The 10,772-nt window shown below is 73.8% G+C and carries 11 protein-coding genes; 9 read left to right on the top strand and 2 right to left on the bottom strand.

Annotation, left to right across the window (positions count from 1 at the left end; genetic code table 11):
- Window positions 1–142: 142 nt before the first annotated feature.
- Window positions 143–1,054 (bottom strand): serine/threonine dehydratase, encoded by a 912-nt coding sequence (locus ACYVOM_RS11600; RefSeq protein WP_460303297.1) that lies wholly within the window; start codon window positions 1,052–1,054, stop codon window positions 143–145.
- Between the two features lie 70 nt (window positions 1,055–1,124).
- On the opposite strand from ACYVOM_RS11600, the gene ACYVOM_RS11595 reads away from it, so the two are divergent.
- The 6 genes from ACYVOM_RS11595 to ACYVOM_RS11570 all read left to right on the top strand — a co-directional run bounded on the left by ACYVOM_RS11595 (window position 1,125) and on the right by ACYVOM_RS11570 (window position 8,471).
- On the top strand, window positions 1,125–2,042 hold the full coding sequence (locus ACYVOM_RS11595) for a LysR family transcriptional regulator (protein WP_460303296.1): 918 nt from the start codon (window positions 1,125–1,127) through the stop codon (window positions 2,040–2,042).
- A gap of 42 nt (window positions 2,043–2,084) precedes the next feature.
- Complete coding sequence (locus ACYVOM_RS11590) at window positions 2,085–2,987, top strand: MerR family transcriptional regulator (protein WP_460303295.1); 903 nt, start codon at window positions 2,085–2,087, stop codon at window positions 2,985–2,987.
- A gap of 213 nt (window positions 2,988–3,200) precedes the next feature.
- Window positions 3,201–3,713 carry a nitroreductase/quinone reductase family protein gene (locus ACYVOM_RS11585; protein ID WP_460303294.1) on the top strand — a complete coding sequence of 171 codons (513 nt, stop codon included), beginning with the start codon at window positions 3,201–3,203 and terminating at the stop codon, window positions 3,711–3,713.
- A 225-nt stretch (window positions 3,714–3,938) separates the two neighbouring features.
- Window positions 3,939–4,865 (top strand): DUF418 domain-containing protein, encoded by a 927-nt coding sequence (locus tag ACYVOM_RS11580; protein ID WP_460303298.1) that lies wholly within the window; start codon window positions 3,939–3,941, stop codon window positions 4,863–4,865.
- Window positions 4,866–4,929: 64 nt separating this feature from the next.
- Window positions 4,930–5,760 carry an FAD binding domain-containing protein gene (locus ACYVOM_RS11575; RefSeq protein ID WP_460303293.1) on the top strand — a complete coding sequence of 277 codons (831 nt, stop codon included), beginning with the start codon at window positions 4,930–4,932 and terminating at the stop codon, window positions 5,758–5,760.
- A complete protein-coding gene (locus tag ACYVOM_RS11570) occupies window positions 5,757–8,471 on the top strand; it encodes a molybdopterin-dependent oxidoreductase (protein WP_460303292.1) in 2,715 nt (904 codons plus the stop codon). The genes ACYVOM_RS11575 and ACYVOM_RS11570 overlap by 4 nt, the downstream gene beginning before the upstream one ends.
- Window positions 8,472–8,503: 32 nt before the next feature.
- Here the strand turns inward: ACYVOM_RS11570 and ACYVOM_RS11565 are convergent, their stop codons facing one another.
- Window positions 8,504–9,298, bottom strand: a complete 795-nt coding sequence (locus tag ACYVOM_RS11565) for a patatin-like phospholipase family protein (RefSeq protein WP_460303291.1) — start codon at window positions 9,296–9,298, stop codon at window positions 8,504–8,506.
- Window positions 9,299–9,488: 190 nt separating this feature from the next.
- Here ACYVOM_RS11565 and ACYVOM_RS11560 point away from each other — a divergent pair, with 190 nt between their 5' ends.
- From ACYVOM_RS11560 to ACYVOM_RS11550, 3 genes are all read left to right on the top strand, one after another.
- Entirely contained in the window at window positions 9,489–9,902 is a 414-nt protein-coding gene (locus tag ACYVOM_RS11560) for a ribonuclease domain-containing protein (protein ID WP_460303290.1), read from the top strand.
- A 7-nt stretch (window positions 9,903–9,909) separates the two neighbouring features.
- On the top strand, window positions 9,910–10,263 hold the full coding sequence (locus tag ACYVOM_RS11555; protein WP_460303289.1) for a barstar family protein: 354 nt from the start codon (window positions 9,910–9,912) through the stop codon (window positions 10,261–10,263).
- Window positions 10,264–10,382: 119 nt separating this feature from the next.
- Window positions 10,383–10,769, top strand: coding sequence for a winged helix-turn-helix transcriptional regulator (locus ACYVOM_RS11550; protein WP_460303288.1), 387 nt, complete (start codon window positions 10,383–10,385; stop codon window positions 10,767–10,769).
- The last annotated feature ends 3 nt before the right edge of the window (window positions 10,770–10,772 follow it).

The following is a 10,772-nucleotide window of genomic DNA, read 5'->3' as shown; positions in this document are numbered from 1 at the left end:
ACGGGAGACTGTGTGGGAGAGTAGGACACCGCCGCAATATCTGTGAGGAAAGGCCCCGAACCCCAGGTTCGGGGCCTTTTCGCATTTCCGGGACTCTTCCGGGTCGTGCTTTTCGCGTGTCAGGAACCGTTGAGTCCGGTGCTCAGGAGGGGGTCCAGTCGGTGTTGGCGCCGCAGAGGACGAGGCAGGGGAGGGCGCCGGGGACGCGGTCGGTGAGCCAGGCGGCGAAGGGGGCCGCGGCGGCGGGTTCGACGGCGATGCGGAACTGCTCCCACAGGAGGTCGCGGGCTTGGAGGATCTCGGCGTCGGAGACGAGGACGGAGCGGACGGGTGCGGTGCTGAGGAGCGCGTAGGGAAGCGCGCCTATCCGGGTGGCGCCGAGGGCCGAGGAGGCGACGGAGTCCAGTTCGACGTCGACGGGGCGGCCCGCCTCCAGCGCGGCGGCGAAGGCCCGGCAGCCCTGCGGTTCGACGGCGACGGTGGTGCGCGGACCCGCGGCGAGCGCCGTGCCCGCGGCGAGGCCGCCGCCGCCCACGGCGACCGCGATCGTGTCGACGGTGGGCGCGTCCGCGACGATCTCGGCGGTGAGCGTGCCCTGGCCCGCGATGACCGCGGCGTCGTCATAGGCGGGGAGGTACGTGTGGCCGGGCCGCGCGGCTGCTTCCTCCGCCGCGGCCGCCGCCTCGGCATAGGTCGTGCCGTGGCGGACGAGCCGGGCCCCGGCCGCCTCGATGCGGCGCGCCTTGCCTTCCGGGACGGTCTCCGGCACGTACACGGTGGCCGGCACGCCGAGGAGCGACGCCGCGGTGGCGACCCCGAGTCCGTGGTTGCCGCCCGAAGCGGTGACGATGTGCTGCCCGCCCGGCCCGTCGAGGATCGCGTTGACGGCGCCCCGCAGCTTGAACGACCCGCTGAGTTGGAGGTGTTCGAGCTTCAACAGCACTCGGCGCCCGTCCACCCGGGTGTCCAGGAGCGGAGTGCGCCTGATGTACGGGGCGATTCGGGCGGCGGCGGCGGAGACGTCGGCGGCGCCCGGCAACGTGGTGACGGTCATGGATCCATGCTGCTCCGCCACCACCCATCAGCGCCAGCGACGATTTCTAGGGTGCCGTTAGCATTGCTTCATGCCCTTGGACGTCGGAAGGCTGCGCGTGCTCGTCGAGGTCGCCCGCGCGGGCTCGATCGCGGAGGCGGCCCGCCGGATGGCCTACACGCCGTCGGCGGTGTCGCAGCAGCTCGCGAAACTGGAGACCGAACTCCAGACGCGCCTGGTGGAGCGCACCGGCGCCGGCGTGCGTCTCACCGAGGTCGGCGAGGTCCTCGTCCGGCACGGAGAGCGGGTCCTGGGCGAGCTCCGCGAGGCAGAGGCCGCCGCACGCGCCGCCATGGGCGCCGGCCGCCGGCGCCTCGCCCTCGGCACCTTCGCGACGGCGGGCGCGGCCCTCGTCCCCGGCGTGCTCGCCGAACTGCGCGCCCGCCATCCCGACGCCGACCTCACCCTCCTGGACCTGGAGCCGCCCGACGGCTACGGCCTCGTCACCTCGGGCGACCTGGACCTCCTCATCACCCACCGCTACCCGGGCGTCCCCGCGGTGCCCGCCCAGGGACTCACCCGCCGCCCCCTCCTGTCCGATCCGCTCCGCCTCGTCCTTCCCGTCGGCCACCCGCTGGCCGAACACCCTGGACCGATCCCCCTCGCCGACCTGCGCGACGCCCCCTGGATCTCCGGCGGCGCGGGCGTCCCCAACCGCGTCTGCCTGAACACCCTCGCGTCAGCCGCCGGTTTCACTCCCCAGATCGGTTACGAGACGCGCGATTACACCCTCACCCTCGCCCTGATCCGGGCGAACCTGGGCATCTCCCTGGTCCCCGCGCTGGTCCTGTCCGCTCCGGACGGCGTCGTCTTCCGCGACCTCGCCGGCAGCACCCCCACCCGCCTGATCTCCATGGTCCACCGCCGCCGCCCCACCTCCCTGGCCAACGAGCTCATCGCGCTCCTCCAGGCCGCCGCCCACACGCTTCGCCAGCCCGGAGACCGATGACGGGCTTGCATCTCCCGTGACGGGAGATGCGACGCTGGGGGTGTGCGGTACTCGATCGGTGAGATCGCCCGGTTGTCCGGGTCGAGCGTCAAGACCGTCAGGTTCTACTCCGACGAGGGTCTCGTTCCGGTGGAGGGGCGCGGCCCGTCGGGGCACCGGCGGTACGGCGAGGGCGCGCTGGCCCGGCTCGGCCTGATCAGGACCCTGCGCGAGCTGGGGATCGACCTGCCGACCGTTCGGCAGATCCTCGATCGGGAGGCGGTCCTCGCCGACGTCGCCGCCGCCCACGCCGAGGCCGTGGCCGTCCAGATGCGGATGCTGCGGCTGCGGCACGCCGTCCTGACGGCCGCCGTCCGGCGCGCCGCGACCCCGGAGGAACTGGATCTGATGCACCGCCTCGCCCGTCTGTCCGCCGCGGAGCGCGACGCCCTGGTGGCGTCCTTCTTCGACAGCGCCTTCACCGTCCCGACCCTGCGCGCGCTCCGCACCTCGCTCACGCCCACGCTCCCGGACGATCCGACCCCCGAGCAGGTGGACGCGTGGGTGGAGCTGGCCGAACTCCTCCAGAACGAGGAGTTCCGCGCGCTCATGCGCGGCGTCTACGAGGAGTACGCGGCCTCGGCCGTCCAGCACCACGGTCCGCCCCGACGCCACATAGTGGCCGTCATCCAGCAGAAGGCGGAAGCCGCCCTCGCCTCGGGCACGGCCCCCGACTCCCCGGAGGCGGTCGGGATCGTCGACGAGGTCCTGGCGACCTACACGACCCTCGTCGCCGCCCCCCTCGCCGACACGACTCCGCGCAGCCGACTGCGCGCCCATCTCGAGGCGGCCAACGACCCGCGCCGCGAGCGCTACCTCACCCTGCTCGCCCGGGTCAACGGCTGGGGCCCGGCCCGCCACCCCCGCCGAGAACTCGACTGGTTCCTCACCGCCCTGGACGCCTAGAGCGCGCCCTACGGGCTCAGGGCCGCCCCGCGCGGATCGCCGGGCCGGGGGACCGCTTCACCTGCGCCGTCGCCGGTCGCCTCTCGCCGTCGCGCGTGTCGCGGACCCGGTGCCCGTTCCGGTCTCCCGCGGAGCACAGGCCCCGAAGGGCGCTGCGGAGAGGCGGGAGTAGGCTCGAAAAGAGGTCGTGTCCCCCCGCCCAGGGAGTTGGATATGTCAGAGTTGCCGGGCCTTCGGCATGTGGATCCGCATGCCCCCCACGGCCGCTTCCACCGGGCCTTCCTGAAGTTCCTCGGCACCCGCTTCGCCATGCGCGTGTTCACCAACAAGGCCATGTGGAGGACCGACGTCCTGCTGATGCGCCTGACCGGGAGGCGGCTCGGCATGGGCCTCCTCCTGCCCACCGGCCTCCTGGAGACGCACGGCGCGCGCTCCGGCAAGGTGCGCCGCAACGCGGTCATCTACTTCCACGACGGCGCCGACATCGTCATCGTCGCCTCCCACGCCGGCGCCCCCACCCACCCCGCCTGGTACCACAACGCCCGTGCCACCCCCGCCGTCCTTTTCAACGGCCACCCCTTCCGAGCCGAGCCCGCCGACGAGGCGGCCCACCCCCGCCTCTGGTCCCTGGCCGACCGGGTCTTCCCCGTCTACGCCGCCTACCGCGCCCAGGCCGCCACCGCCGGCCGCACCATCCCCCTCCTCCGCCTGACCGCCGCCCCCTGACCCGGAACGGCACACACCGCCGCACCTCCGTACTCGCTTCCCTCCGGCAGACTTCACCAGCCCCGGCAGGAAGAGCCCACCTCTCCTCGCCACGGAAGGGAGGTCATGGGGCGGGCGCCTATCCTCGACGGCATGGGTGGCGGCGAGGGTGTCGAGGCGGAGATGCCGGGGCCGTGTTCGGGGGCGGGGCGGGGTTTTTCGGGGGCTCGGGTGCTCGGGTTGGACGTGGTGCGGGGGTTCGCGCTGTGCGGGGTGCTGGTGGCCGATGTCGGGCCGATCGCGGCGGTCGGGGTCGGGGGCGAGGCCGGGCGGGTGCCGGGGTGGTGGATGGGGCTGCTTGTGGAGCAGCGGTTCTTTCCGGTCTTCTCGGTGTTGTTCGGGATCGGGTTCACGTTGATGCTGGAGAGCGCGGCTTGCCGTGTCGCGCGTCCGCGTGGGGTGCTGGTGCGTCGGCTGGTGGTTCTGCTCGGGTTCGGACTGGTTCATCTGTCGCTGCTCTGGCAGGGGGACATTCTGGCCCTCTATGCCGTGGTGGGGCTCGCCGTGCTGCTGCCCGCCTCGTGGCTGCCGCGTTGGGCGGCGGCGGGGGCGGCCGGCGTGCTCGTCGTGGGGCCGCTGCTGCTGGGCGGCGGGGGTGCGCCGCTGGTGCCGGGGCTGGTGCTGGCGGGGGCCGTGTCCGCCAGGTACGGGGCGGTCCAGGTGTTCGACAGGGCCGGGTGGGGCGTCGCCGGGGCGGCGTTGATCTGCGCGGCGGGTGCGGTGCCTGCGCTGGTGGTTCAACTCGACGATCCGTCGGACGAGGCGGGGTCCGCGCTGGCGGGGCTGCTCGTGGCGGGCGTGTACGTGTGCGTCGTGCTGCTCGCGCTGCGGACGCGGCTGCGGGGGCTCCTCGCCGCGGTGTTCGCGCCGCTCGGGCGGATGTCGCTCACCTGCTACCTGTCGGCGACGGTGCTGGTGCTGGCCGCCGCGCCGCTCGTCGGCGCGGTCGGGGTGCTCCCGGTCGCGGCGGCGATCCTGGTCGTCCAGTGGACGGGGTGCGCGCTGTGGCTGCGCAGCCATCGGAGGGGGCCGCTGGAGTGGGTGTGGCACCGGCTCACCTGGCCGGGCCCTCCCGGGCGGTCTTGGGCGATCCTCCAGACCGGGCGGCGGTAAAGGGCGATCATTCCGTAGGCGCAGGTCATGTGCCGGACGGGCTCGCGTTGCTTGACTTGCGGTCATGGATCTCAACACCGTCGTGGAGGTGCGGGACGCGAGCCGTCCCGTCGTCTGGCTGCCCGGCGACGCGTGGCTGGCCGGGGGCACCTACCTGTTCTCCGAGCCGCAGCCGCACCTGCGCCGTCTGCTGGACCTGAGCCGGTCCGGGTGGGCCCCGCTCACCCCGCTGCCCGACGGCGCCCTGGAGATCGCCGCGACGTGCACGATCGCGGAACTGGCCAGGTTCGCGGCAGGGCTGGACCGTCCGGCGGGGCCGCTGTTCGAGCAGTGCTGCCGGGCGTTCCTCGCCTCGTTCAAGGTCTGGAACATGGCGACGGTCGGCGGGAACCTCTGCAACGCGCTCCCGGCGGGCCCGATGATCTCGCTCACGGCAGCCCTCGACGGCGCGTGCCTCCTCCTCGCCCAGGACGGCGGTCGGCGGACGGTGCCCGCCGTGGAGTTCGTCACCGGCGCGGGCGAGAACGTGCTGGCCGAAGGCGAGCTGCTGCGCTCGGTCACGCTGCCCGCCCGCGCGCTCGAGCGCCGGACGGCCTTCCGGCAGGCGTCCCTCCACGGGCTCGGCCGCTCCGCGGTCCTCGTCATCGGCGCCCTCGATCCGACCGACGGCGCGGTGACGATCACCGTCACCGCCTCCACCCCGAGGCCCGTCGCCGTCAGGCTTTCCGCGCCGACGGCCGACGACGTGCGCACGGCGATCGAGGACGCGGTCGGCGGCGTCTGGTTCGACGACGTCCACGGCCTCCCGGAGTGGCGGAGGCACATGACGCTCCGCTTCGCCGAGGAGATCCGCCGCGAACTGGAGGCCCCCGCGATCATTGAGGAGGCGCAGTGAGCATCGAGGTCAACGGCCACGCGCACGCCGAGGAGCCGCGTCCCGGCCAGTGCCTGCGCACCTATCTGCGCGAGCGCGGCTGGCACGGGGTGAAGAAGGGCTGCGACACCGGCGACTGCGGCGCCTGCACCGTGCACGTGGACGGCGCGGCGGTGCACAGCTGCCTCTACCCGGCCTTCCGCGCCGAGGGCCGCGCCGTCACCACGATCGAGGGGCTCGCCGGCCCGAACGGGGAGCCGCACCCCGTCCAGCGGCGTTTCCTCGACGCGCAGGGCTTCCAGTGCGGGTTCTGCACCGCGGGAATGGTGATGACCACCGCGAAACTGGACGAAGCACAGCTCGCCGATCTGCCCCGGGCTTTCAAGGGCAATCTCTGTCGTTGTACCGGATACCGGGCCATCGAGGACGCGGTGCGCGGCAGGTGCAACGTCGAGGAGGCGGCCGCCGGGGAGACCGTGGGCCGTGACCTCGCCGCGCCCGCGGGCCCCCAGATCGTCACCGGCGCCGCGCGCTTCACCTTCGACCTCGACGTGCCCGGCCTGCTCCACCTGAAGCTGCTGCGCTCCCCGCACGCCCACGCCAGGATCGTCGCGATCGACGTCTCGGCCGCGCTGCGCGTCCCCGGCGTCCGGGCGGTGTTCACCCACGAGGACGCGCCCGGCCGACTCTTCTCGACCGGCCTGCACGAGCACGCGACCGACGACCCCGCCGACACCCGGGTCCTCGACGACATCGTCCGCCACGTCGGACAGCGCGTCGCCGCCGTCGTGGCCGACAGCGAGGCCGCCGCGGAGGAGGGCTGCCGAAGGATCGAGGTCACCTACGAGGTGCTCCCCGCGGTGTTCGACCCGGAGGAGGCGATGCGTCCCGGCGCGCCCGTCGTGCACGCCAAGGACGGGGCGGGGATCGCGCGGCCGGAGGCCAACGTGGTCGCCGAGGCGCACGCCGAGGTCGGGGACGTCGAGGCCGGATTCGCCGAAGCCGACGTCGTGTACGAGGAGACGTTCCGGACCCAGCGGGTGCAGCACGCCGCGCTGGAGACGCACGGCGCGGTGGCGTGGCTCGACGAGGACGGGCGGCTCGTCGTCCGGTCCAGCACCCAGACGCCGTTCCTCACCCGGCGGGCCCTGGCGCGGCTGTTCGACCTGCCGCACGACGGCGTCCGGGTCGTCGCGGGACGGGTCGGCGGCGGGTTCGGCGGCAAGCAGGAGATGCTGGTCGAGGACATCGTGGCCCTGGCCGTCCTGCGGCTGCGCCGGCCGGTCAAGCTGGAGTACACGCGGGCCGAGCAGTTCTACGGCGCGACGACGCGGCACCCGTTCACCGTCGAGGTCAAGGTGGGAGCGCGCAAGGACGGCGTCCTGAGCGCGCTAAGGCTGCGGATCATCTCGAACACGGGCGCTTACGGCAACCACGGGCCGGGCGTGATGTTCCACAGCATCGGTGAGTCCCTGTCGGTCTACCGCGCGCTGAGCAAGAAGGTGGACGCCTTCGCCGTCTACACGCACACCCTTCCCTCCGGCGCCTTCCGCGGGTACGGGCTCGGGCAGGTGATGTTCGCGGTCGAGTCGGCGCTGGACGAGGTCGCGCTGCGGCTCGGCATGGACCCGCTGGAGTTCCGGGCCGCGAACATCATCGGCGCGGACGAGCCCCTGCCGACCCTCGACGGCGAGAAGGACGACCTCCACGTCGCCAGCTACGGCCTCGACGCGTGCCTCGCCGTCCTGCGCGGCGCACCGGACGAGCCGGGCGGCGAGCCCGCCCCGGAAGGCTGGCTCGTCGGCGAGGGCGCCGCCCTGGCGATGATCGCGACGAGCCCGCCGCGCGGCCACATCGCCGACGTCAGGGCCGCGCTCCTGCCGGACGGCTCCTTCGGCCTCGCGGTCGGCACCGCCGAGTTCGGCAACGGCACCACGACGGTGCACCGCCAGATCGCCGCCGCCGAACTCGGCACGACCGTCGACCGGATCGCCGTCCGCCAGTCCGACACCGATCTCGTCCCGCATGACACCGGGGCCTACGGGTCGACCGGCGTGATGATCGCGGGCAAGGCGACGCTGCGCGCCTCCCGGGCGCTGGCCGATCTCCTCCTCGACTTCGCGGCGGCCCGCGTGGGGGCTCCGCGCGCCGCGTGCCGCCTTGCCGAGGAGGGCGTCGCGCATCCCGGCGGCCTGCTGCCCTTCAAGGAACTGCACGCCGCCGCGCAGGCCGTCGGCCAGGATCTCGCCGCCGACGGCCACTTCGACGGCACTCCCCGCTCCGTCGCCTTCAACGCGCACTGGTTCCGGGTGGCCGTCGACCCCGGCACCGGCGAGCTGCGCGTCCTGCGCAGCGTCCACGCCGCGGACGCCGGCCGGGTCATGAACCCGAACCAGTGCCGCGGCCAGATCGAGGGCGGCGTGGCCCAGGCCCTGGGCGCCGCCCTCTACGAGAACGTCCGGCTGAACTCCCGCGGCGAGGTCGAGACCGCCTCGTTCCGCACCTACCGCGTCCCCCAGTACGCCGACACGCCCCGCACGGAGGTCCACTTCACCGACACCCACGATCCCATCGGCCCCCTGGGCGCCAAGTCCATGAGCGAGAGCCCTTTCAACCCGGTCGCCCCCGCCCTCGCCAACGCCCTGCGCGCCGCCACCGGCATCCGCTTCACGGACCTCCCCCTCACCCGCGACCGCATCTGGCTGGCCCTCCAGTCCGCCGACCCCGCCTAGCCGATTCCGTCCAGCCGAGGTTCGGCTCCGGGTCAGCGCGACAGGAACGGGGCGAGGAGCGGGGCGACGGCCTCGGCCTGGGCGAGACCCGCCTGATGGGCGCCGGTCCAGGCGGTCTCGTCCAGCGGGTCGGCGAGCACGGCGGCGGACGCGTCGTCTGGCGCGACGTGCAGGGATCCGGGCTTGGGCGGCCCGCCGGGGCGCATCGGTGCCATCGGCTCGACCAGGATCACCGTGCCATCGGACGGCGCGAGGTCGGCGTTCGCGCCGTTCCTGAGCGCCCCGTCGATGTGCGGCGACCGGTCGAGGACGACGGGCGGCGCAGTGCCCGGGAACGCGGTGCTCGCGGCGACGACGCGGACGAGCGGAACCCCGTCCGCCGCCGTCCACACGCGGGGTTCCCCGGTGTCGGCGGCGACCGTGGGGATCAGCAGCCGGGTCCGCGGCCAGGCCGGATCGCCGCCGAGCACCCACGCCATCCGCCGCACGTGGACGTCCTCGGCGGCCGGCGCCGTCTCCACGGCGAGGCGTCCCGCCCGCCGACGGGTCTCCGCGGGATCGACCCCCGAGCCGAGGAGCTGGAAGATCTCCGGCAGCCGGGGCGAGGGCCGCAGCGGAACGGACTCGCCGGGCCGGTGTTCGAGGTCGGCGAGATCGCGACCGGTTCCGAGCACCGCGGCCGCGATCGCCCCGGCCGACGTCCCGACGAGCAGGTCCGCCGCCGCGAGGTCGACCGAGCGTTCGCGCAGCCCCCGGGCGAGCCCGACCAGCCACGAGGTTCCCGCGGGCCCGCCGGGCCCCAGCACGAGCGTCACATGTTTGCGCATGCCCGTACTCTGCGACCTCGACCTGCCTTGAGGTCAACCCCGAATCCGTCGGCGTCGGCGGAATGTGGTGCGGGCGGGCGCGCGCCGCGCTGTGCGGGAGTGTTCACACAATCTTGACTCGGCTGACCGAGGCTGTTCGGTCATACGTGTGACCATGGCCGGGTTCCGAACCCCCTCGAAGGAGATCGCGTTGCCCACCCAGCACCGTCGCCGCTCGATCCGGATCACCCTGTCCGCCGCCGTCGTCGCCGGGGTCAGCGCCCTGAGCGGCGTTGTGGCGGTCGCGCCCGCGCACGCCGCCGTCTACGGCAGCTGCACCCTGTCCACCTGCGCCGCCGCCCGGTCGGCCCGCACGACCTGGGCGGCCAAGGGCTTCCCGACCACGGCCGGCTGGTACTCGTGGCCGGACGGGAAGTACAACTACACCGGAGGCCGTCACTACAACCGCGAAGGCCAGCTCCCGACCGACGCGACGTACTACGAGTACGACGTGTACAGCCGCGCCCAGGGCGCGGCCCGCGACGCCTACCGCATCGTGGTGAACCGCAGCACGGGCGCCACCTGGTTCACGCCCAACCACTACGCCGACTTCTACAAGCTGTAGGCCGCCGATGACGTCCGCCGACCGCCCGCTCCCCGCGTGGCTCACCGTCACCGCCGAGCCGCCCGCGGGCCGGGCCCTCGACGGACGCGCCTGCCGCACCCGCGCGGCCCTCTTCACCGAGGCCGCGCGGGCCCTGTCCCTCCCGGCCCACTTCGGCCGCAACTGGGACGCCCTGTACGACTGCCTGCGCGACCTCTCGGCTCCGGCGCTCGCCGTCACGCACGCCGAAGAACTCCTCGTCGACGAACCCGACCACCTCACCGCCTTCCTCACCCTCCTCCACGACGCCGACTGCGCCGTCACGCTCACGACGTCCGCCCCCGACGCCCTCCTGCCGCGCCTGAACGCCGCCCTCCGCTGAGGCCCCGGGCGGGCCGGCGTCAGTGCTCGCGGACTTTTACCGGCCCGCCCGCGCCCCCACGCCCTCGCCGACGCGGGGCCGGCGGAAACAAGCGCGGGCCCCGCGGCCTTGAGCACGCCATGACGATCGAGGCGTGCGGTCACGAGGACTGCGGCATCAGGGACGTGCTGGACCGGCTGGGCGACCGCTGGTCGGTCCTGGTCATCGTGACGCTGGCGCAGCGGCCGCACAGGTTCCGGGAACTCCAGCGGGCCGTCAGCGGAATCTCCCAGCTGATGCTGACGGTGACGACCCGCCGCCTCGTCCGCGACGGCCTGCTCCGGCGCACCGTCTACGACACCGTGCCGCCGCAGGTCGAGTACCGGCTGACCGAGATGGGGCAGAGCCTCGCCGCCGCGATCCAGGGCCTCGCGTCGTGGTCGCGCACGCACAAGGCGGCGATCGCAGGCTCCCGCGCCGCTTTCGACACCGCCGAACCGAGCGAGGCCCTGTCCCTTTCCGGCTGACCC

This window comes from Actinocorallia aurea, assembly GCF_054783995.1.
The sequence above is the reverse complement of the archived record's forward strand: the minus strand, read 5'-3'. Positions and strand labels throughout refer to the sequence as shown.